This window comes from Actinacidiphila guanduensis (assembly GCF_900103985.1).
GTDB classification, from domain to species: Bacteria; Actinomycetota; Actinomycetes; order Streptomycetales; family Streptomycetaceae; genus Actinacidiphila; species Actinacidiphila guanduensis.
Window position 1 is genome coordinate 664,261 of record NZ_FNIE01000002.1, and the last position, 22,313, is coordinate 686,573.

Annotated in this window: 15 protein-coding genes and 1 riboswitch; of the genes, 7 read left to right on the forward strand and 8 right to left on the reverse strand. The window is 74.8% G+C overall.

Annotated elements, in window-relative coordinates; all coding sequences use genetic code 11:
- Positions 1–18: 18 nt before the first annotated feature.
- On the reverse strand, positions 19–465 hold the full coding sequence (locus tag BLR33_RS06170; RefSeq protein ID WP_093783196.1) for a hypothetical protein: 447 nt from the start codon (positions 463–465) through the stop codon (positions 19–21).
- Between the two features lie 375 nt (positions 466–840).
- On the opposite strand from BLR33_RS06170, the gene BLR33_RS06175 reads away from it, so the two are divergent.
- Positions 841–1,389, forward strand: coding sequence for a hypothetical protein (locus BLR33_RS06175; RefSeq protein ID WP_093783197.1), 549 nt, complete (start codon positions 841–843; stop codon positions 1,387–1,389).
- Positions 1,390–1,435: 46 nt separating this feature from the next.
- Here BLR33_RS06175 and BLR33_RS06180 read toward each other — a convergent pair whose 3' ends face one another.
- Positions 1,436–5,713 (reverse strand): bifunctional nitrate reductase/sulfite reductase flavoprotein subunit alpha, encoded by a 4,278-nt coding sequence (locus tag BLR33_RS06180; protein WP_322987125.1) that lies wholly within the window; start codon positions 5,711–5,713, stop codon positions 1,436–1,438.
- Positions 5,714–6,037: 324 nt separating this feature from the next.
- On the opposite strand from BLR33_RS06180, the gene BLR33_RS06185 reads away from it, so the two are divergent.
- The 5 genes from BLR33_RS06185 to BLR33_RS06205 all read left to right on the forward strand — a co-directional run bounded on the left by BLR33_RS06185 (position 6,038) and on the right by BLR33_RS06205 (position 13,203).
- Positions 6,038–7,501, forward strand: a complete 1,464-nt coding sequence (locus tag BLR33_RS06185; protein ID WP_093783198.1) for an FAD-linked oxidase C-terminal domain-containing protein — start codon at positions 6,038–6,040, stop codon at positions 7,499–7,501.
- A 1-nt stretch (position 7,502) separates the two neighbouring features.
- Positions 7,503–8,720, forward strand: a complete 1,218-nt coding sequence (locus BLR33_RS06190) for an FAD-binding oxidoreductase (RefSeq protein WP_093783199.1) — start codon at positions 7,503–7,505, stop codon at positions 8,718–8,720.
- A 134-nt stretch (positions 8,721–8,854) separates the two neighbouring features.
- Positions 8,855–10,210 carry a (Fe-S)-binding protein gene (locus BLR33_RS06195; RefSeq protein WP_093783200.1) on the forward strand — a complete coding sequence of 452 codons (1,356 nt, stop codon included), beginning with the start codon at positions 8,855–8,857 and terminating at the stop codon, positions 10,208–10,210.
- Positions 10,211–10,508: 298 nt separating this feature from the next.
- Positions 10,509–12,383 carry an L-lactate permease gene (locus BLR33_RS06200; RefSeq protein WP_093783201.1) on the forward strand — a complete coding sequence of 625 codons (1,875 nt, stop codon included), beginning with the start codon at positions 10,509–10,511 and terminating at the stop codon, positions 12,381–12,383.
- 223 nt (positions 12,384–12,606) lie between these two features.
- The gene (locus BLR33_RS06205; protein WP_176930148.1) at positions 12,607–13,203 is read left to right on the forward strand and encodes a DUF4240 domain-containing protein; all 597 of its coding nucleotides are present in this window, start codon (positions 12,607–12,609) and stop codon (positions 13,201–13,203) included.
- 241 nt (positions 13,204–13,444) lie between these two features.
- Here BLR33_RS06205 and BLR33_RS06210 read toward each other — a convergent pair whose 3' ends face one another.
- On the reverse strand, positions 13,445–14,095 hold the full coding sequence (locus tag BLR33_RS06210; protein ID WP_093783203.1) for an N-acetylmuramoyl-L-alanine amidase: 651 nt from the start codon (positions 14,093–14,095) through the stop codon (positions 13,445–13,447).
- Between the two features lie 393 nt (positions 14,096–14,488).
- A riboswitch (cyclic di-AMP (ydaO/yuaA leader) is annotated at positions 14,489–14,626 on the forward strand.
- A gap of 12 nt (positions 14,627–14,638) precedes the next feature.
- Between BLR33_RS06210 and BLR33_RS06215 the strand changes: the two genes are divergently transcribed.
- Complete coding sequence (locus BLR33_RS06215) at positions 14,639–15,637, forward strand: M23 family metallopeptidase (protein ID WP_245771187.1); 999 nt, start codon at positions 14,639–14,641, stop codon at positions 15,635–15,637.
- A 99-nt stretch (positions 15,638–15,736) separates the two neighbouring features.
- On the opposite strand, the gene BLR33_RS06220 is transcribed toward BLR33_RS06215, so the two are convergent.
- The 5 genes from BLR33_RS06220 to BLR33_RS06240 all read right to left on the reverse strand — a co-directional run bounded on the left by BLR33_RS06220 (position 15,737) and on the right by BLR33_RS06240 (position 21,944).
- Positions 15,737–16,300, reverse strand: a complete 564-nt coding sequence (locus BLR33_RS06220; RefSeq protein WP_093783204.1) for a Uma2 family endonuclease — start codon at positions 16,298–16,300, stop codon at positions 15,737–15,739.
- Positions 16,301–16,359: 59 nt separating this feature from the next.
- The gene (locus BLR33_RS06225) at positions 16,360–17,700 is read right to left on the reverse strand and encodes a PrsW family intramembrane metalloprotease (RefSeq protein ID WP_093783205.1); all 1,341 of its coding nucleotides are present in this window, start codon (positions 17,698–17,700) and stop codon (positions 16,360–16,362) included.
- 63 nt (positions 17,701–17,763) lie between these two features.
- A complete protein-coding gene (trmB, locus tag BLR33_RS06230) occupies positions 17,764–18,525 on the reverse strand; it encodes a tRNA (guanosine(46)-N7)-methyltransferase TrmB (RefSeq protein ID WP_407639639.1) in 762 nt (253 codons plus the stop codon).
- 375 nt (positions 18,526–18,900) lie between these two features.
- Positions 18,901–20,187, reverse strand: coding sequence for an L-2-hydroxyglutarate oxidase (locus BLR33_RS06235; RefSeq protein ID WP_093783206.1), 1,287 nt, complete (start codon positions 20,185–20,187; stop codon positions 18,901–18,903).
- A gap of 341 nt (positions 20,188–20,528) precedes the next feature.
- Positions 20,529–21,944, reverse strand: coding sequence for an MFS transporter (locus BLR33_RS06240; protein WP_093783207.1), 1,416 nt, complete (start codon positions 21,942–21,944; stop codon positions 20,529–20,531).
- Between the last annotated feature and the right edge of the window lie 369 nt (positions 21,945–22,313).

The following is a 22,313-nucleotide window of genomic DNA, read 5'->3' on the forward strand; positions in this document are numbered from 1 at the left end:
CCGTTGGGGGGCGGCTCCTCAGGGGCGGCAGAGCGTGAGCTTCAGCGCTGAGTTGATCGCCGCTCCCTGTGCGTCGGTGAGCGGGTGGTCCGGGGAGCCGAACCGCTCGGCCGTGAGGTGGTCGGCGGTCTCGGGGTCGGTGGCGATGCGCTTGCACTGGGTGCGGCCGTTCGCCAGGGCCCGGTCGGGGTCGGCGGCCAGGGCCGGGTCCACGGCCCGCACGGCGGCGAGGAAGGCGTCCTTGCGGGGACCGTCCGCGAGGGTGGTCAGGCCGCCGGTGCCGGGGGTGGCGACCGGCGCGGTGCCGGTGGGTGCGGTGGCGGGCGCGGTGGCCGTCCCCGGGTCCTTCCCGGCCGCGTCCTCGTCGTGCCCGCCCCCTGAGGAGCAGGCGGTCGCGCCCAGCGTGAGGACGGCCGCGGCGAGGACGGCCGCGGCGGCGGTGCGGATGCCGTTACGTGTACGCATGCCGTCAAGGCTCCCCACCCGGCGGCCCGGTGTCCGCCCCTGTGACGGGGCTGTGACGACATCGGCGTCCGGCCCGGACGGCGGTGACGGGGCCGGCCCGGAGCGAGGCCGGGGCGCCCGCGAACCAGGCCGGCGGGCGCCGAACGAAGCCGAGGGATAGCACGTGGGGCTGGCCGCTGCCCTCGCACGCAGTCGCGCGCCCGCCCCGTACGGACTCCGGAACGGCCCCGCGCGGGCCCCGTATCGCGTGAAATGCCCACGTCACCGTCGCCGTAGCGTTATTCGCTCTTGACGCTCCGGATATGCGCCAAGGGGTCCCCGAACGGTGCGGACGGCGTTACGGTGTGTCCCCTCGCGTCCCGGTCTGGGGGAAACATGCGCATCCGCACCATCGTCCGCACCACCCGCACCAGCTCCGCCCTCGCGCTGGGTGCCGCCGTCCTGGCCGCCTGCGTGGGGCTCGCGGGGTGCTCGTCGGGGAGCGCGGACACCGGTGCGGCAAAGGAGGACACGCAGCAGGTGGCCGTGGGGCTGAAGACGGCCGAGCAGGTCGCCACGGCCGTGGAGCAGAGCGTCTCCTCGATGACCACGACGGTGGAGTACACCGTGGCCACCGACCCCGACCACCTGCTGGGCAAGCCGAACGGCTACCTGTCGAAGGTCGCCTTCACCGACTCGCGGGTGCAGTCCGCGGATGTCGAGGGCACCAAGCCGGACGCGGTGGCGCGCGGCGGCTGCGTCGAGACCTTCGCCACCGCCGCCCAGGCCCGCGCGCGGGCGAAGGCGATCGAGCAGGGTTCCGAGGGCTCGGTGAGCGCCGGCGAGTACCACTACGTGATCGGCACGTCGCTGCTGCGGGTCTCGCAGGTCCTCACCACGGCCCAGGCCGAGGACTACGCCCTGGCGGCCCGGACCCTCACCTGACGTAGCGTCAACTCTCGCCTGTGGCGGACGCGGATGGCGCGGGGATTCAGTACACGTCCCGCACGTACCGCCTCTCGGCGGCCAGTTGCTTCAGGTACGCCGCCGCCGACTCCGCGCTGTGCCCGCCGTGGTCGGCCGCGATGCCGCGCAGCGCCCGGTCGACGTCCTTGGCCATCCGCGAGGCGTCGCCGCACACGTACAGGTGGGCGCCCTCCTGGAGCCACTTCCACAGCAGCGGGCCGTGCTCGCGCAGCCGGTCCTGGACGTAGAGCTTGGCCCGCTGGTCGCGGGAGAAGGCGGTGTCCAGGCGGGTGAGGGTGCCCTCGGCGCGGAAGGCGGCGAGCTCGGGCTCGTAGTAGAAGTCGGTGGCGCGGTGCTGCTCGCCGAACAGCAGCCAATTGGGGCCGCGGTGGCCGCGGGCGCGCCGCTCGTCGAGGAAGCCGAGGAAGGGGGCGACGCCGGTGCCGGGGCCGATCATCACCATCGGCGCCGCTGGGTCGGTGGGGATTCGGAAGTGCGGGGCGGGGCGCACGGCGACCGGCACGGGGGAGCCGGGTGCGGCGTCGGCGAGGAAGGGCGAGCAGACGCCTTGGCGGGGGCGGCCGTCGGGGCTGTCGTAGCGCACGACGGAGACGGTCAGCGACACCTCGTGCGGCGCCGTGAGCGGGCTGGACGATATCGAGTACAGCCGCGGCTGGAGCCGCCGCAGCACCCCGGCCCATGCCTCGGCGTCCGCCCTGACCGGGAAGCCGGCCACGACGTCCACCGCTTGGCGGCCCCAACTCCACTGCGCCAGCCGGTCCTTGTTGTCCGGCCTGATCAGGGTGCGCAGGTCGCGGTCGCGGCTGCGGTCGGCGACGAAGCGCAGCAGGGCGGGGGTGATGCGGGTGATGTCCAGGTGCCGGTGGAGCGCCTCGCCGAAGGCGACCTCGCCGACGCCGCGCACCTGCACGGGGGTTGCCGCGTCGAGCCCGGTCACGTCGAGCCATTCGGCCACCAGCTGGGGTGAGTTGACGGGCATGACGCTGAGCGCGTCCCCGGCCTCGTACGCCAGCGGCCGCTCGGCGGCGCGGGTGTCGAAGGTGAGCCGCCGTACGTCCTTGGCGCCGCCGGGCCGGCCGAGCCGCCGGTTGCCGGTGAGCAGGGCGGTGACGGGAGAACGAGTCTGCAAGGAGGGCGAGTTGGCGACCGCAGGGTTCACCGGGGCGGGCGGGCTTACGGGGGCAGGCGGCGCCGCGGGCGCGGACGGTACGGGGGCGGGCGGCGCCCCCGCGGCAACCGGCCCCGTGGAGGCGGGCGGTGTCCCGGGCGTCCCGGTCGGAGCGGGGACCGTGAGGGCGGCCAGCACCGTGTCGAGCCAGGCGGCGGCCGCGCCCTCGTAGTCCGGTTCGCAGTCGGTGCGGGGGGCGAGCCGGGTGGCGCCGAGTTCGCCGAGCCGGTGGTCCAGGCGGCGGCCGTGGCCGCAGAAGTCGTCGTACGAGGAGTCGCCGAGGGCGAGCACGGCGTAGCGGCGGCCCTCCAGGCGCGGGCAGCCGGGCGAAGCGAGGGCGGACCAGAAGCCGCTGCCGTTGTCGGGGGCCTCGCCGTCGCCGAAGGTGCTGGTGATCACCAGCAGGTCGGCACCGTCCGGCAGCGCGTGCGGCTGCGCGCTGTCCATCGCGAGCAGCACGGCGCGGTGCCCCTCGGCGGTCAGCCGCTCGGCCGCGGCGGCGGCGCACTCCTCGGCGTTGCCGGTCTGCGAGGCCCACAGCACGACGATCTCCCGTACGGGAGTGGGCTGTTGCCCGCCCGCGGTCACGGATGCGGGGCGGCGCGCGTACATCCCGGCGAGCAGGCCGTTGACCCACAGCGCGTGCTCGTCCGTGAGGGGCGCCCGCGGCGGAAGCACGGGCACCCCGGCCACGCCGCTGCCGAGACCGGCGAAGAAGCCCGCGAGGTAGCGCCGTTCGACCTCGTCCAGCACAGGCGGTGCTATGGCCCCGAGCCCCAGCACCTCGGCCACGACAGCCGGCCCACCCGCGACCCCGGACGCCACCCCGCCGGGCAGGTCCACGGGACGGGTGCCCGCCGCTCCGTCGTCCGCCGGCGGTCCGGGCCGGGCTCCGCGCGGGGTGCCGCCGCTTCGTGCAGGCGGGGGTGCGGTCCGGTCCTGCGCCGCGAGCTGCGGGACCTTCGTCAGGGCCACCGCGCACGCCTTGAACTCCGGCTGGAAGGAGAGCGGGTCCACCGCGTCGTTCGTCACCGCGTTGACGCTCAGGTACTCGCCGAAGAGGTCGTTCCAGTGGAAGGGGGCGAAGCAGGAGCCCTCGCGGACGCGGGTGGTGAGCGCTGCGGGCAGGACCGCGCGGCCGCGGCGGGAGGCGAGTTCGACCGGGTCGCCCTCGACGATGCCGAGGCGGGCGGCGTCCTCGGGGTGCAGTTCGAGGAAGGGCCCGGGGTTCAGGCGGTTGAGCTTGGCGACCCGGCCGGTCTTGGTGAGGGTGTGCCACTGGTGCGGCAGACGGCCGGTGCTGAGGACGAACGGGTAGTCGTCGTCGGGGAGTTCGGCAGGCGGCAGGTGCGGGCGCGGGTGGAAGACGGCGCGGCCGCTCGGGGTGGGGAAGCGCGGGCCGCCGGGTCCGGCGTAGCGGACGGGGTTGCGGGCGGGGCCGTCCGGGTCGGGGGCGGGCCACTGGACGGGGGCGTCGCGCAGCCGCGCGTGGCTGGTGCCGCGCAGGTCGTAGCCCGTCATGGGGTTGGCGGCGCGTTTGAGCTCCTCGAAGACCTCCTCGGCGGAGGCGAAGTCGAAGCCCTCGCTGTAGCCCATCGCGCGGGCCACACCGGCGATCAGCTGCCAGTCGGGCAGGGCCTCGCCGGGCGGGTCGGCGGCCCGGCGGGCGAGGGTGAGGGTGCGCTCGCTGCTGACCAGCACGCCGTCCCCTTCGGTCCACAGCGCGCCGGGCAGCACCACGTCGGCGTAGGCGGTGGTCTCGGTCTCGGCGAACGCGTCCTGGACGACGACGAGTTCGGCGGCCTCCAGGCCCTCGATGACGGTCTTGCGGTTGGCGACCGAGGCGACCGGGTTGGTGCAGATGATCCAGCACGCCTTCACCTCGCCGGCGGCCATCCGCCGGAACATCTCCACGGTGCCGCCCGCGGCCGCCTCGCCCCGGATCGTGCCGGGCGGCAGGCCCCACAACTCCTCGGTGAACGCGCGGTCCTCGGCGTTCAGCGCCGAGCGCTGGCCGGGCAGCCCCGGGCCCATGTAGCCCATCTCGCGGCCGCCCATGGCGTTGGGCTGGCCGGTCAGCGAGAAGGGGCCGCTGCCGGGGCGGCAGATGGCGCCGGTGGCCAGGTGCAGGTTGATCAGCGCGTTGGTGTTCCAGGTGCCGTGGGTGGACTGGTTGAGGCCCATCGTCCAGCAGCTGGTCCACTCGCCCGCCCCGCCGATCAGCCGGGCGGCCTCCCGCAGCGCCTCCTCGGACACACCCGTCAACTCGGCGACCACCGCGGGCGGGTAGTCCGCGAGCAGCGCCGGCATCTCCGCCCAGCCCTCGGTGTGCGCGGCGATGAACTCCGGGTCGGTGTCGCCGTTCTCGACGACGAGGTGGAGCAGCCCGTTGAGCAGCGCGATGTCGGTGCCGGGACGCAGCTGGAGGAACAGGTCGGCCTTCTCCGCGGTGGCGGTGCGCCGGGGGTCCACCACGATCAACTTCGCGCCCGCGCGCACCCGTTCCATCATCCGCAGGAAGAGGATCGGGTGGCAGTCGGCCATGTTGGCGCCGATGACGAGGAAGACGTCGGCGCGAGCGAAGTCGTCGTAGGAGCCGGGCGGGCCGTCCGCGCCGAGCGAGAGCTTGTAGCCGCCGGCCGCGCTCGCCATGCACAGGCGGGAGTTGGACTCGATGGCGGTGGTGCGCACGAAGCCCTTGGCGAGTTTGTTCGCCAGGTACTGCGCCTCCAGGCTCATCTGCCCGGAGACGTAGAACGCGACGGCGTCCGGGCCGTGTTCGTCCATGATCGCGCGCAGCCGGGCCCCCACGGCGGCCATCGCCTCGGCCACCGGGACGGGTTCGGGCGCGGCCTCGCGGGTGCGGCGCGCCAGCGCGGTGGACAGCCGGCCGGGGGCGGCGAGCATGTCGGCGGTGGTGGCGCCCTTCGTGCACAGCCGGCCGCGGTTGGCCGGGTGCTCCTTGTCGCCGTACGCCTTGAGTACGCTCCTGCGGCCGTCCGGGCCGGTGCCGACGTCCAGCACCAGCCCGCAGCCGACCCCGCAGTACGAGCACACGGTGCGCACCTGCTCGACGGCGGCCCGCGGCTGCGGCCCGGGCACGGTTGCGGTCACGGCCTTCCCCTCTCGCCGGCAGCCGACCGCCCGACCGTACGAAGGGCCCGTTACCCCGCTGTCACGCCCGCCGATCGACGGCGGTTACGCCCCCTGCACACCGGGGAGGCGTGCGGTGTGAGGATGACGGGGAGATGTGACCGGGGTCACGCACGCCTCTTGACGTGGTCGGGAGCGGGCGCGCATGGTTCCACCATCCGGTAGGTGCCTACCGGGTGGCGGAACAGTAGGACGGCGACCCCTGGGAGGACGCATGCGGCAGCGCACCCCGGCGCGCATCCCCGGACCCGCCGCCCCGCGCCCCCGCGGCACGGCCCCGGCCGCATGACCCCCGCGCGGGCGAGCGCGCTCGCCGCCCCGCTACGGGCCGCGATCGGCGCGGCAAAGGTGCTCACCGACCCCGCCCAGTTGCGCACCTACGAGTGCGACGGCCTGGCCACCGTGCGGGTCCGCCCGGCCCTGGTGGTGCTCGCCGAGGACCGCGACGACGTCGTGGCCGCGGTGCGGATCTGCGCCGCCGCGGGCGTGCCCTTCGTCGCCCGCGGCTCGGGCACGGGCCTTTCCGGCGGCGCGGTGCCGGTCGCAGACGGCGTGCTCGTGGTGCTCTCCCGGCTGCGCGCGATCCACGCGGTGGACCCCGGCAACGCGCGGGTGACCGCGGGGCCCGGCGTGATCAACCTCTCGGTGACCCGCGCGGCCGCCCCGCACGGCCAGGCGTACGCCCCCGACCCCTCCTCCCAGCAGGTCTGCTCGCTCGGCGGCAACATCGCCGAGAACGCCGGCGGCGCGCACTGCCTGAAGTACGGCTTCACCGTCAACCACGTCACCGGCGCCGAAGTGGTGCTGCCCGACGGGGAGGTGGTGCGCCTGGGCGGCATCGCGCCCGAGCACCCCGGCCTGGACCTGCTCGGCGCCTTCGTCGGCAGCGAGGGCACGCTGGGCATCGCCACCGAGATCACCGTGCGCACGGTGCAGGCCCCCGAGACCGTGCGCACCATGCTCGTCGGCTTCCACAGCGTGGCCGACGCGGCCGGCACCGTCAGCGACATCATCGCCGAGGGCATCCTGCCGGCTGCCGTGGAGATGATGGACGCCCTCGCCATCCAGGCCGCCGAGGCCGCCGTCCAATGCGGCTACCCCGAGGGCGCGGTGGCGGTCCTCGTGGTCGAACTCGACGGCCCCGCGGTCGAGGTGGACGAGCAGTTCCGGCAGGTCGAGCGGATCGCCGCCGCCCGGCATGCCTTCGAGACCCGCATCGCGCGCGACGAGGACGAGCGCGCCCTGATGTGGAAGGGCCGCAAGTCCGCCTTCGCCGCGGTGGGCAGGATCAGCCCCGCCTACTACGTGCAGGACGGCGTCATCCCCCGCACCCGGCTGCCCGAAGTCCTGGACGAGGTCGCCCGGTTGGCGGACGCGGCCGGCATCCGCGTGGCGAACGTCTTCCACGCCGGCGACGGCAACCTGCACCCGCTGATCCTCTTCGACGACGCCGTCGAGGGCGCCGGACACGCAGCAGAGCAGCTGGGATTCGCGATCCTCGACCTGTGCCTCGCGAACGGCGGCTCCATCACCGGCGAACACGGCGTCGGCGTGGAGAAGAAGGCCAAGATGGCCGACCAGTTCACCCCCGGCGACCTCGACGCCATGCACCGGCTGCGCTGCGCCTTCGACCCCGCCGGCCTCGCCAACCCCGGCAAGCTCTTCCCCACCCCGCGGCTGTGCGGCGAGCGCCCCGGCCCGCACACGGCCGAGGCGCCCCGCGACCCCGCGCTCGGCGAGGTGTTCTGACATGGACCCCGCCGCATCGGGCGCCCGCTGGCCCGCCGCCGAGACGGTCGCCCCCCGCAGCACCGCCGAGACCGCCGACCTGCTGCGCGGCACCACCGGCACCGTCGTCCCGGTCGGCGCCGGCACCAAGACCGGCTGGGCCGCCCCGCCCGAGCGCTGCGACCTGCTGCTGCGCACCACCGCGCTGGACCGGATCACCGAGTACGCGCCCGGCGACCTGGTCGTCGTCGCCGAGGCCGGGGTGCCGCTGGCCGCCCTGCAGAAGCAGCTCGCCGAGCACAGCCAGATGCTCGCCCTCGACCCGCCCGAGGAGGGCGCCACCCTCGGCGGCATCGTGGCCGCCAACGCCTCCGGGCCCCGCCGGCTGCGCTACGGCACCGTGCGCGACCTGCTCATCGGCGTCACCGCGGTGCTCGCCGACGGCACAGTGGCCCGCTCCGGCGGCAAAGTGGTCAAGAACGTCGCCGGATACGACCTCGGCAAACTGCACACCGGCGCGCACGGCGCCCTCGGCGTCGTGGTCTCCACGACCTGGCGGCTCCACCCGCGCCCACCCGCGACCGCGACCGTCACCGCCCCCGTCCACGGCAGCGCCCACGCCGCGGACCTCGCCTTCCGCGTCGCCCGCTCCACCCTCACCCCCACCGCCCTCGAACTGAACTGGCGGCGCGGCCCGTTCGACGTCACCGGCGAACTCCTCGCCCTCTTCGAGAGCAGCCCGGCCTCGGTGGCGGGCCAAGCGGCCGCCTGCGCAGGACTGCTGGCGGGGGAGGAGAGCAAGGCGGCTGTGTACGAGGGGGATTCGGCGCCCTCGGCACACGGCACCTCCCACGACCCGGACCGTGTCGCCATCGGCGCCGCGCTGCCCGCCTGGTTCGGCCAACGCCCCACCGGGCCAATGGTGTTGCGGCTCGCCTACGCGCCCGCCGCGCTGCCGCACGTGCTGGACGCGCTGCCGCCCGGGGCGCACGGCACCGCGTCGGCCGCCGTGGGCGTCGGGTACGCCGCGGTGCCGCCCGAGACCGACCTGGCCGCGCTGCGGGCCGCGCTCGCACCCCACGACGGGTCGGCCGTCGTGCTCGCCGCACACCCCGACCTGCGCGCGGGCCTGGACCACTGGGGCCCGCCCGGCGACGCGTTCGGCCTGATGACGCGGGTCAAGGACCGCTTCGACCCCGCGCGGCGGCTGTCGCCGGGACGGCTCCTGGGAGGACTGTGATGCACCCGAACCCGTCGCAGGACCCGTCCCCCGCAGGAGGCGGCAGCCCATCAGGCCCCCCGGCCCCCGCTCCCGCCCTCCCCCTCGGGCCCGTCGTCGCCGCCAGCGCCGCGTCCGCCACCGTGGGGCTCGGAATGCCCGGCTTCGGGCTGCCGCAGGGCTTCGACGCGGTACAGCCGCCCGACGCCGCACTCGCGGCGGACTGCGTGCACTGCGGGTTCTGCCTGCCGAGCTGCCCGACCTATGTGCTGTGGGGCGAGGAGATGGACAGCCCCCGCGGGCGGATCGACCTGATCAAGGGCGGGCTGGCAGGCGAGGGACTGGACGCGACCGCCGTACGCCACCTGGACCAGTGCCTGGGGTGCATGGCGTGCGTGACCGCGTGCCCCTCGGGCGTGCAGTACGACAAGCTGATCGAGGCCACGCGCGCCCAGGTCGAACGCCGCGCCACCCGCCCCTGGCGCGAGCGCCTGCTGCGCACCCTTGTGTACAGCCTGTTCCCGCACCCGCGGCGGCTGCGCGCCCTGCGCGTCCCCTTGCGCGCCTGCCAGCGCAGCGGCCTGCGCACCCTCGCCGCCCGCGCGGGCCTGCTGCGGCTGCTGCCCGCCCGGCTGCGGGCGATGGAGGCGCTCGCCCCGCGACTCGGCCCCGCGCCCGCCCTGCCCCGGCGCGTGCCCGCGATGGGCACCCGGCGGCTGACCGTGGGGCTCCTCACCGGCTGCGTGCAGGGCACCTTCTTCCCCGACGTGAACGCCGCGACCACGCGGGTGCTCGCCGCCGAGGGCTGCGAGGTGATCGTGCCGCGCGGGCAGGGCTGCTGCGGGGCGCTGTCCGCGCACGCCGGGCGGTCCCGGGAGGCGGTGCGCTTCGCCAAGGCGGTGATCGGGGCCTTCGAGACGGCCGGGGTCGACGCGATCGTGGTCAACGCCGCCGGCTGCGGCTCCCAACTCAAGGAGTACGGCCACCTGCTGCGCGACGAAGGGGCCGACTGGCCGCGGCGGGCCGCCGAGTTGGCGGCGAAGGTCCGTGACATCGCCGAACTGCTCGACGAGATCGGCCCGGTGGCACCCAGGCATCCACTGGAGGTGACCGTCGCCTACCAGGACGCCTGCCACCTCGCCCACGCGCAAGGGGTGCGCGACCAGCCCCGGCGGCTGCTGCGCTCGGTGCCCGGCGTGCAGCTGCGCGAACTGCCCGAGGCGGAGATCTGCTGCGGCAGCGCGGGCACCTACAACCTGCTGCACCCCGAGCCCGCCCGCGAGTTGGGCGAGCGCAAGGCGCGCGCGGTGCTCGCCACCGGCGCCGGCCTGATGGTCACCGCCAACCCCGGCTGCTGGATGCAGGTCGCCACCACGCTCGCCGGGATGGGCGCGCGGATGCCGGTCGCGCACACCGTCCAGGTGCTCGACGCGGCCATCCGCGGCGTCCCCGTCGAACGGCTGCTCGCCGACGCCCTCGACGGCCCCGGCACCCCGCTGCCCGCTCCCTGACCGAGCCGCCCGGCACCGCCGGCTCACGTACGGGCCACGCACGGACACCGGGCGAGAAGCCGAGTACGGGCACGTACGCACCTGGGCACGGCTCGTACGCACCCGGGCTTCGCCCGTACGCACCCGAAGCACCGCCCCCGCCCACGTCGACCCCGCGGAACCCCGCTGCCGCAGGGCCTGGCCCCCGTATCCGGAGCCCCCGCACCAGGAAATCCCCGCACCCGGAACCCCCTTCACCCAGCGCCCGCGCATCCCCCCACTTCACGGCACCGCTCGCACCCGAACGAAGAGGTCCCCCATGTCCCTCGCCGTGCACTCCGCCCTCGCCCCGGCCGCCCCGCCCGGCCACCCGGGCCTGCCCGGTCTCGTCCACCTCGCCTCCTACCAGCAGGACTACCGCCCGGTCGGCGACTCGCTCGGCTGGTCCTCACTGATCGCCGTACTGCCGCTGCTCGTGCTCTTCGTCCTGCTCGGCGTGCTGCGGATGAGAGCCTGGCTCGCCTCGCTGATCGGGCTCGCCGTCGCGCTCCTGCTCGCCATCACCGTCTACTCGATGCCGGCCGGCGACGCCTTCGACAGCGGCCTGCTCGGCGCCGCGTTCGGCTTCTTCCCGATCATGTGGATCGTCATCAACGCGATCTGGGTCCACAACCTCACCGTGCAGACCGGCCACTTCGACGTGCTGCGCCGCTCGTTCGCCTCCGTCAGCGACGACCAGCGGGTGCAGGCGGTCATCATCGCCTTCTGCTTCGGCGCGCTCATGGAGGCCCTCGCCGGATTCGGCACGCCGGTCGCCATGTGCTCGGTGATGCTGATAGCGCTGGGCTTCCGGCCGCTCAAGGCCGCGACGGTGGCGCTGGTCGCCAACACGGCGCCCGTCGCCTTCGGTGCCATCGCCGTGCCGATCACCACGCTCGCCGGCGTCACCGGGATGCCCGTGGACGACCTGGGCTCCATGGTCGGCCGGCAGACCCCGGTGCTGGCCCTCTTCGTGCCGCTGGCGCTGGTCTTCATCGTCGACGGCCGGCGCGGGCTGCGGCAGACCTGGCAGCCGGCGGTGCTGTGCGGGGTGGTCTTCGCCGTCTTCCAGTACCTGGCCTCGAACTTCTGGTCGGTGCAGCTTGCCGACATCATCGCCGCGCTCGCCTCCGCGCTCGCCCTGCTCGCCCTGACCCGCGTGTGGCACGCGGCCGAGCCCTACCAGGAGAGCGACACCGACGAGGAGCCGGGCGGCACGGGCGCCAACCCGCCCGCGGGAGACGGCGGTACGGTCCCGGTGGGCGGAACGGGCGGCGGGCCCGCGGCAGGCGGTGGGCACACCGACGCCATGGTGCTCACCCGGGTGGAATCCGGACCCGAACCCGCGCCCGCCGACTCGCGGTTGGACGTCTTCCGCGCGTACGCGCCCTACCTGGCCATCATCGTGGTGTTCGTGCTCGCCACCCGCGTCCCGGCGATCACCGGCAAGCCGCCGGCCAAGCCCGGCGCCTCCGGCACCGGCATCGAGTCCGTGACCCGGATCGTCAACTGGCCCGGTCTGCACATCACCAACGCCGACGGCAACGCCGTGGCCACCACCTTCAAGCTCAACTACCTCTCGGCGGCGGGCAGTCTGCTGCTCATCTCCGGACTGCTCAGCATGGCGCTGCTCGGCGTCGGCGCCCGCCGGGCGCTGGCCGCCTACGGACGCACCCTGGACCAGCTGAAGTTCGCCGTGCTCACCGTGATGCTCGTGCTCGCGCTCGGCTACATCATGAACGAGTCCGGCGAGACCACCACCCTGGGCCTGTGGGCGGCCGGCGCGGGCGGCGCCTTCGCCCTGCTCTCCCCGCTGCTCGGCTGGCTCGGCACCGCCGTCACCGGCTCCGACACCTCCTCCAACTCCCTCTTCGGCACCCTCCAGGTCACCGCCGCCCACCAGGCGGGTCTGTCCCCGCTGCTGATGGCCGCGGCCAACTCCTCCGGTGGCGTGCTCGGCAAGATGATCTCCCCGCAGAACCTGGCCATCGCGGCGGCGGCCGTCGGCTACCAGGGCCGCGAAGGGGTCATCTTCCGCCGGGTGTTCCTGTGGAGCGTGGTCTTCGTCGCTTTCATGTGCCTGCTGGTGTACCTGCAGAGCACGCAGGTGCTGGACTGGATGGTGGTGGGCACCCCGAAGCCGGCGGCGCCGTAGGCCACTTGGGCCGCAGGATGAGTACGGGCGGGGCCGCGTCGTACGGTGGCGGCCGCGTCCGTACGGCGCTGTTCCCGTCCGTACCCCCGCGTGCGACCGTCCGTACCCGCGCTGACCGTGCACCGACAGCCGGCGCGTACACCCCGCTGACGCTGGGTCAACCACCCGTCCGGCAGGCGGAATTACGATGGCGCGCAAAGGAGCCCCTGGCATAGTCCCAGGCATGCTGACCGACACCCTGTGGACACTCGTCGAGGACTGCAGGCGGCAGGGGCTCGGTGGCTGCGCCCGGGACGCGTGGCTGCTCGACACCCTCTCCCGGCAGCCCCCGGACGGGATCGTCCGCTTCCAGGCGTGCCTGGACCACCTGCTCGGCGAGTCGCTCAGCTGGAACCTGTGGGCGGCGGCCGACCGCATCCTGGGCACCTGGTGCTCCGACCAGAGCTTCTGCTTCTTCCAGTGCTGGCTGCTGGGCCTGGGCCGGCCGGTCTTCGAGGCCGCCGTCGCCGACCCGGACGTCCTCGCCCTCGCCCCCGAGGTGCGCCGGCTCGCCCGGCTGCCGCGCCCCGACTGGCCGCCCGCCGACCGCCCCGGCTGGGAGCTGCTCACCGCGCTGCCGGCCCGGGCGTACGAGGCGGCGGCCGGGGGCTTCGAGGACGGCGGCGACGCCTTCTACCGCGCGGCCCGCCGCGTGCTGGATGAGGAGGGCCTGCGGCCCGCCCCGCTGCTGCCGCGGGGCCACCGCTGGAGCGCGCGCGACGAGGCCGAGGCGGCGCGGCGGCTGCCGCGGCTCGCGGCGATGTTCCCGCTGGAGCGGTGAAGGGGCCGCGGGTCGCGGCGGGTACGGGGCGGCTCGTGGGCCGCGACGGTGAGGGGGCCGCGCACCGGCACACAGCCGTACAACCGGCCCGCCGCCTTGCCGGCACAGCCGTCAACCGGCTCACACAGCCCGGCCCACAGCCGTTCAGCCAGCACAGGGCCCCGGCCCACAGCCGTCCAGCCAGCGCAGGGCCCCTGCCCGCAGCCGTTCCGGCCGGCGCACGGCCCCTCCGTGACCCGTCTCAGCCGCCGTTGACCAGGCGGATGTAGCGCACCCAGTCCCAGTTCGGGCCCGGGTCCGTGTGGTCGGTGCCGGGCACCTCGACGTGGCCGATGATGTGCTCGCGGTCCTTCGGGATGCCGTACTTGGTGCAGATCTCGGCGGTCAGGGCCGCGGACGCGTGGTACATCGCCGTGGTGAACCACGAGGGGTCGTCCACGTACCCCTCGTGTTCGATGCCGATGCTGCGGGTGTTGTAGTCCCAGTTGCCCGCGTGCCAGGCGACGTCGTGCTCGCGCACGCACTGGTCGATGGCGCCGTCGGCGGAGCGGACCACGTAGTGCGCGCAGGCCGCGTGGGCGGGGTCCTGGAAGAGGGAGATGGTGTCGGCGAAGGTCTCCTGGGTGACGTGGATCACCACGAGGTTGATCGGGTAGGTCGAAGGGCGGTTGGCGGCGGTGTAGTTGGCGGTGCTGGCCGGGGCCCAGGTGGCGCCGGGGTAGTCCACGGTGGCGGCCGAGGCGGTGCCCGCGGTCCACAGGTCGCCGGCGAGGGCGGCGCCGGCCGCGGCGCCGAGGGCGAGGCCGCCGCGCAGCAGCGATCTGCGGGCGGGGCCGGACGGGGAGGCGGTGCGGGGGAGTTCGGGACCGGACGAGCTGCTGGGGCGTTCCATGACGAGGGGCTCCCTGGGGCGTCGCGGTGGCGTCGAGTTCATGACAACAACGATCGTGCGGTCCGGGATGGGGGCGTGCCAAGCGGTTCGCGCACCGGCACAGGTCCATACCGGTGGCGGTTGAAGGCCGAGAGGGTGTCGGACGGGGTCCGGGCGGCCGCATTCCGGGATCGCCCGCTCACCCAACGTAGCAACAGCGACCCGTTCCGATAACGACTGATGCACGCTCACATCACCGCCCGGCCACGTCGGATGACGGTCTTGCCCGCTCTGGGCACGTCATGTGCGATTTGTTCCGGCGGCCAACTCTCGGATTCGGCTTGGAAAACGCCCCCGGCTCTATTAACGTTCGATAACGCAGCGCGGTCGTCACCGCCGCCGCCAGGACGGCGGACCGCGCGCTTGCCGAATCCCGTCCGCGGGAACCGGGGACCCGAGAACATGGGGTGAATCGGGCAGTAGCCAGGCCCGTAGGAGACCTTCTTCCTCCGAACCCGTCAGCTAACCCGGTAGGCGAGAGGGAAGGAAAGGAGAGCGCCCGTCGTGGCGTCCGACCAGCTTGCCTACGCGCCCGCCCGCCCCGAGGGCGACACCGTCCAGGAGCGCGAGGACTTCCGCCTCCCCCAGCAGCGCATCCCCGCCCCGGCGTTCGCCGCGATGGCCGGGTCCGGCGCCGCGGGGCTGGCCCCCGCACCCGCCAAGCAGCCGCTGCCGCCGGCCCAGCCCGCGCCGATAGCCCTGCCCGACGCGGGCCCCGGCACCCGGCTGACCGGCGTGCCGACCTACGACCCCACGGCGCTCGCGCCCGCGGCCGCCCCCTCCCCGGCTCCGACTGCCGTGCCGGAGGCGCCCATTGCCGAGCCGGCCGAGCCCGTCACGGCCGCTGTGCCCACGCTGCCCGCGCCCGCCGACCCCGGTGCCGCGCTGTGCGCGCGCCTGCTCGGCGAGGTCGCCGCCCAGCGCGAGGCCGCCGCCCGTGCCGAGCGCGAGGCCGCGGAGAAGGCCGCCGCCGCGCAGGCCGCCCGCGAGGCCGCCGAGCGCCGGGTGCGCGAGCAGGCCGCCGCCGCCAAGGCCGCCGCCGAGGAGAAGGCGCGGGCCGAGGCCGAGGCCGCCGCCCGCGCGGAGGCCGAGCGGCTGGAGCGGCTGGCCGCCTCCTACATCAAGCCGGTCGTCTCCTGCACGCTGGGCGCGGGCTTCGGCGAGGCAGACCCGTGGTCCAACCTCCACACCGGCCAGGACTTCGCCGCGCCGACCGGCACCCCCGTGCACGCCGTCCACGGCGGCACCATCACCTCAGCGGGCTGGGCCGGCGCCTACGGCTACCGCGTCGTGCTCACCCTCGACGACGGCACTGAGCTCTGGTACTGCCACCTGTCCACGATGGTCGCCACCGAGGGCCGCGTCACCACCGGCGACACCGTCGGCCGCGTGGGCGCCACGGGCAACGTCCCGGCGCCCCACCTCCACCTGGAGGTCCGCCCCGCCGGCGCCGCCCCGATCGACCCCCTCCCCTGGCTCCGCGCCCACGACGTCACCGTCTGACCCGAAGCCCCCCAGCACCACCCCCCGCCCCGGCGGCCCCGGCGCCCACCCCCCCTGCGCCGGGGCCGCCGGTCTTTCGCTGCCCGGTCCGCGCGCGGGCTACTCGGACGTGGGATACGGGCGCAGCTCCGTCGTCCGCAGCTTCCACGGCCCGACGCTGACGTCGTCGCCGAAGACGTAGTCGTGCCGGGCCCGGTAACGCGGCCCGTCGGGGTGAGGGCCCGGGTCCGTGAAGACGGAGAGCGTGCTGCGACGGGGGTCGACCAGGAGGTAGACCTCGATTCCCATGGCCGAGTAGTCGCCGGTCCTCGTTGCGCAGCCGTGGCCCGAGGGCGGGACGACGTCCACGACCAGGGTCACGTCGTCGGGGTGGAAGGGTCCCGTTGTGGGCTTGGTGGACAGGCCGTACGGCATGACGATCACGTCGGGCCGCCGCAGCCTTCCCACGGATGCGTTCTCCACCGCGGCGCCCGCGGCGGCGATGAGCGAGGGGCCGAGGTGCTGGGCCAACTCCCGGCGGACGCGCAGAACGGCGCCTTCGTGCGGCCGCGACGGCCACGCCGTCAAGACGATGCCCTCGCCCGTGATCTCGTAGCCGCGGATGTCGTCGGGAGCAAGCCTGGCGAGCTCTTCGGCGACGGCGTGGAACCGCGCATAGGTCATGCACCCATCGTCCGCCTGGAACCGCTCGCCCTGGCACGCACGTCGGCCCGGCGGCGTTTTCAGAGGTGTTTGCCGGGGGTGGGGGACTGCCAGGTGGGGCGGGGGTGGGGGAAGGGCGGTGGGGGCGCGGGGGGTGGGGTGGGCCAGGTGCGGGGGGCGTTCGTGGCGAGGTAGGCGGCGGCCAGGGCCGGGCGGGCCCAGGTCTTGCGGTGCCAGATGTGGGCGAGGAGTTCGGACTCGCGGGCCGCGAAGTCGGGGCCCGGGGCGCCGCGTACGGCGGCCGCGCGCAGGAAGGCGAGGTGCGTGGCGAAGGCGATGTAGTCGCGCACCGCCCGGGCGGCCGCCTCGCCGTGCAGGCGCCGCGCCACCCGGCGGGCTTCGGCCCGTACCTGCATCGAGGCAAGCGCGGCCGGCTCCCCCACCGGCAGCCAGCCCGCGGCCGCGTACACCGCCAGGTGCCGCCGCACCGTGCGCAGTTCGTTCGCCCGCGCCCAGAAGGCCAGCCACACCACCAGCCCGAACACCGGCACCATCACCGAGAAGTACACCGTCAGGAACCCCACCGGCGACAGCTCCGAGGTGCCGTTCCACGTCCCGTGCAGCACCATCGCCAGCAGCCAGCCCGCCACCGGCGGCAGCCAGCGCCAGCGCCACCGCACCCCGGGCCGGACAACTGCCGCGAGCGCGAAGCCGATCCCGGTCATCGAGGTGAAGAGCGGGTGCGCGAAGGGCGTCATCAGCACCCGCACCACGAAGGTCGCCGCGGTGGTGCCGACCCCGTCCCCGCCGAGTGCCTTGTCCTCGTTGAAGGCCGTGCCGAGGTAGAGGATGTTCTCGGTGAAGGCGAAGCCGGTCGCGGTGAGCCCGGCCAGCACGATCCCGTCCACCAGCGACTCGATGTGCCGCCGCCGCAGCAGGAACAGCAGCAGCAGCGCCGTGCCCTTCGCGGTCTCCTCCACCAGTGGCGCGACGAACATCGCGCCCCACTGGTCGGATTGCGTGGGCGTGGCGGAGAAGGTCGAGGCGAGCAGTTTCGCCCCGTACTCGTTGGCGAAGATCGCCACCAGGGTCGCCGCGCAGGCGCCCCAGGAGAAGGCGAAGGCGACGTTCTGCCACGGGCTGGGCGCCACATGGTCGAACCACAGGTAGGCCCAGCCGATCAGCGGCACCGGCACGATCGCCAGCGCAAGCCCCACCAGGAAGGGCTCGGTGCCGATGTGGTGGCGCACCACCGCGAGGATGACCACCCCGCACACGGCGAGCGCGGTGAAGAGCGCACCCGTCCGCACCGCCCGGCTCTCCCGGAAGGAGCGGCGCGGCCCGTAGTGCACCGTGGCCGGCTCGGCCGGCCCGCTTGCGGCGGGGGAGCCCGACGCGGACGGGTACGAGTAGGTCGTCACCCTGCGACAGTACGGGGGCGGGGGTGCGCCGCGCGAGAGTACGGACGAACCCGGCAGAGCCGGTCAGAAGGCCGGCCGGACCCGCTCGAAGAGCAGGTCGCGCACCACGTGGCCCTTCGCGAGGCCCTGCCGCTCGAACTTCGTCATCGGCCGGAAGTCCGGTCGCGGGGCGAAACCGTCGTGCAGGTTGGCCAGGCCCGGGGCCGCTGTCAGCACCTGGAGCATCTGCTCGGCGTAGGGCTCCCAGTCGGTCGCGCAGTGCAGCACCGCGCCGGGCCGCAGCAGCGGCGTCACCAGGGCGAGGAACTCCGGCTGGATCAGCCGCCGTTTGTGGTGGCGGGTCTTGGGCCAGGGGTCGGGGAAGTACACCCGCAGGCCCGACAGGCTCGCCGGCGGCAGCATGTCGCGCAGCAGCACGATCGCGTCGCCGTTGCCGATCCGCAGGTTCGCCAGGCCCATCCGGTCCGCGAGCGCCAGCAGGTTGCCCTGCCCGGGGGTGTGGACATCGACGGCGAGGATGCCGGTCGAGGGGTCCGCGGCCGCCATCTGCGCGGTGGCGTCGCCCATGCCGAAGCCGATCTCCACGACCACGCGCGGCTCGGGCACCCCGAACAGGGCGGCGAGGTCGAGTGGAGAGCCGTCCAGTTCGACGCCCCAGCGGTCCCAGTGCCGCGCGATGGCGGCGGCCTGGGCGGGCGTGATGCGGCCCCGCCGGGCGTGGAAGGAGCGGATGCGGTGCTCGCCGCGCGAGCCCGCGGGATCGGGCGCGGGCCCCTCGGGGAACATCCGGGCGGCGGTCGGGGTGGAGGCAGGCGAAGTGGACACAGTGCCTCGATTCTACGGGGGTACGGGGCCGGACCTTCGAGGCGCAGGTCACAGGGGGGCGGGGCCCTGCGGGGCTCAGCGCGTACGGCCTCGTTTGCCTGGGGCGGCGTCTGCGTGCCCGGCTGGGCTGCTACGGCCCCGCGTGCTCGGGGCGCCCGCGTGCGTGGGACTCCGCCCGTACGGTCTCGTGTGCCTGGGGCGCCTGCATGCCGGCTGGCCTCGTACGGCCCCGCGTGCCCGGGGGCGCCCGCTGTACGACTCTGCCCGTACAGCCCCGCGCGCTGCCTGCGGGCGGCCGCGGCCGTACGGGCCCGCGCGGCTTCCTTGTCAGGACGGCCCCCCGTACGGGGCCCCGCAAAGCGCCGCCGTGCCCGCTCAGCCGCGTTCCAGCGCCTCCAGGGCGCGCCGGGCGATCTCGCGGCCGATCGGCAGGGCCGCGGTGGCCGCGGGGGAGGGCGCGTTGAGGACGTGGACGAAGGGACCCTCGCCGGCGAAGAGGAAGTCGTCGACGAGCGTGCCGTCCGGCAGCAGCGCCTGGGCCCGTACGCCGGCCGGGGCGGGCCGCAAGTCCTCCGGGCGCAGGGCGGGCAGCAGCCGCCGGGCCGCGGCGGTGAACGCCCGCTTCGACAGGGAGCGGCGCACCTCGCCGGCCTCGTCGCGCCAGTGCCGGCGCAGGATGCGCCAGGTGCCGGGGAAGGCCGCGGTGCCGGCGAGGTCGCGCAGCCGTACGGTGCCGCGCCGGTAGCCCTCGCGGGCGGCGGCGGGCACGGCGTTGGGACCCAGGTGCACGTGGCCGTGCACGTCACGGGTCAGGTGCACGCCGAGGAAGGGGAAGCGCGGGTCGGGCACCGGGTAGACCAGCCCCCGTACGAGGTCGGCCCGCTCGGGCGCGAGCTGCCAGAACTCGCCGCGGAACGGCACGATCCGCGCCCCCGGCCGGTGGCCGGCCATCCGCGCGACGCGGTCGCTGTGCAGCCCGGCGCAGTTGACGACCACCCGGCTGCGGACGGCTCCGCCGGACGTACGGATCAGGACGGTGCCCACGCCGCCGCTCTCGTCCCGGCGGGCCCCGGTGTCCGCACTCGGGTCCCCCGTGCCGGCACCCTCCTCGCGCCGGGTGCCGGCCGTGGACAGCGCGGTCACCGCTTCTCCGTAGCGGATCGTGCCGCCCGCGGCGGTGACCTCCTCGGCGAGCGCGGCGGCCATCGCGGGGAAGTCGCAGACACCGGTGGAGGCGACGTGCAGGGCGCCCAGCCCCGCGACGTGCGGCTCGTACCGGGCGATCTGGGCGGGGCCGAGTTCGGTGACGTCCAGGCCGTGCTCGCGGCCGCGCGCGGCCAGGGCCTCCAGGCGGGGGAGTTCGGCGGGCCCGGTGGCCACGATCAGCTTGCCGGTGACCGCGTGGGGGACACCGTGCGCCGCGCAGAACGCGGGGGTCTCGGCGGCGCCGGCCAGCGCGTAGCGGGCCTTGAGGCTGCCGGGCGGGTAGTAGATGCCGCTGTGGATCACGCCGCTGTTGTGCCCCGTCTGGTGGCGCGCGGGTCCTTCCTCCTTGTCCAGCACGGTCACCTTCGCGGCGGGCGCGGCCCGCGTGATCGCGTACGCGGTGGCGAGGCCGACGATTCCCGCACCGATCACGGTGACGTCCTGGGTGCGGCTCATGCGGCGAGCTTAGGCGAGGACGGCTCTTCGCCGTTCGGGTTGCTGTCTCGTCGCCGACAGCCGCGCGCTTGGGTGCGGGGGGCGGCTCCCCGCCGTAGGGGTTCTGCACGTCCCCGGCCGCAGCCCGGCCTTGGGCTGGTCGCGCAGTTCCTCCCCCAGAGCTTCGCATGGGAGGTACCCCCAGCGCCCATGGGGTACGGGGCTCGATTTGCGCGTGAAGGGCAAGCTGTACAGGGGCGCGGGGAACTGCGCGACAAGCCCAGACGGTGCGGCACGCGGCAACGGGGGCGAACCCCAACGGCGAGAAGCCGCCCCCGTACCCGCAGGCGGAGCCGTACCCGCTACGCGGGCGCGGCCAGCAGGGGCCGGGCCCGCTCGCGGAGGTCGAGGACCTGCGGCTCGTCGTTGTAGGGCTCGAGGCGGTGGAGGAGGTCGCGGACGTACTCGGTGGTGCGGGCGGAGGAGATCCGCCCTGCCACCTCGACGGCCTTCACCCCCGCCGCGCAGCACGCGTCGAGATTCCCGGACTCGAGTTCGGCGACCGCCGAGACCACCAGCCGCAGCCCGTGCGAGCGGACGAACTCCTCGGTGGGCCGGGCGAGCGCCTGTTCGGTGAAACGTTGCACCTGGCGCGGAATGCGCAGATCGCGGTAGCACTCGGCGGCGTCGGCGGCGAGCCGGTCGTAGGAGTAGAAGCCGAGCCAGCTGGGATCGGCGTCGCCCTCGCGGGCCCGCTCCAGCAGCGCCTCAGCGGCCGCGATGGAGGCCCCGCAGGCCGCGGCCTCGCCCGCCTTGGCGTGGGCGCGGGCCTCGACGAGGTGGAAGAAGCTCATGGTGCGCGCGGTGGCCAGGCCGCGGTTGCGCTCCAGGGCGGCCTGCGCGAGGTCGACGCCCTCGTCGGCGAAGTTGCGGTAGGTGGCCTGCAGTGACATCGATGCCAGGACGTATCCGCCCAGCGGCACGTCGGCGGCGGCGCGGGCCAGGCGCAGCGCCTGGATGTAGTAGCGCTGCGCGGCCTCCTGCTGACCGGTGTCGAAGGCCATCCACCCGGCGAGGCGGGTGAGTTCGGCGGTGGCGCCGAACAGGGCGCGGCCCACCTCGTCGCTGTAGGAGCCGAGCAGCAGCGGTGCCGCCTCCACCCGCAGGCATTCCGGCACCATGCCCGAACGCCAGTCGCCACCGCCGTACTTGGAGTCCCAGCGGCGGGCGTCGTCGGCGGCCTCGCGCAGCTTGGCGACGTCGGTGTGGCCGACGTGCGTCGAGCCGGGGGCGGCGTCGTCGCGGGCCACGGTGGCGTCGGCGGGCGTGATGAGCCAGCGTGAGGCGGGGGTGACGTAAGCGCTCACTGCGAAAGATCCGGCCAGCGACTGCCAGATGCCCCCGCCGCCGGGTCCGCGCCGCCCGGCGAGGTCCAGCCGCCACAGATCGGTGGCCGATTTCACCGCCTCGCCGACGTCCCGCGGGAAGGCGAGGCCGACCTCCGGCGCCGGGTCGGCGTCGGCGAGCCCGATCTCGTGCAGGGGGACGGGCCGGCCGAGCTTGCTGCCGATCGCCGCGGCTATCAGATGGGGGGCGGCGCCCTGCGGCACCATGCCCTTGGTGACCCAGCGGGCCACCGAGGTCTTGTCATAACGCAGCGTCAGACCCCGTTGTGCGCCCAGGTCGTTGACCCTGCGGGCGAGTCCGGCGTTGCTGATGCCCGCCATGGCGAGAAGGGTGCCGAGCCTCTCGTTCGGCCCGCGGTGTTCTCTGTTCACTGCGGTTCACCTCGTGATGCCGCTGGGGGCAGGCCGACCGGCCTGGACTTGTCATGGGGTGCGGGGGTCGCCCTCCCCTGGAGTCCGATTCAGCCACCGCGGTGGACGGGCTGCGGCCGGTGCGGTGCGTGTGCCGGACACCCGAGCCGCGCGTACGTGTGCGAACCGGGTACACCCAGCGTAGTTCGCCGCATCCCGACCGTTAAGAGGCTTGTGCCGGATGGCCGGAAACCACCGGTGGGTCCTGCCCGCCCGGGGCGGCCGGTGGCGGCGTCGGGAGCGATGCGCGCACGATCCGGCGTGTGCTCCCGGTATATGTGGCCGTGCGCCCGGCCGTGCGCTCTGTGCCGGTCCGTGCGGCGGCGCTTG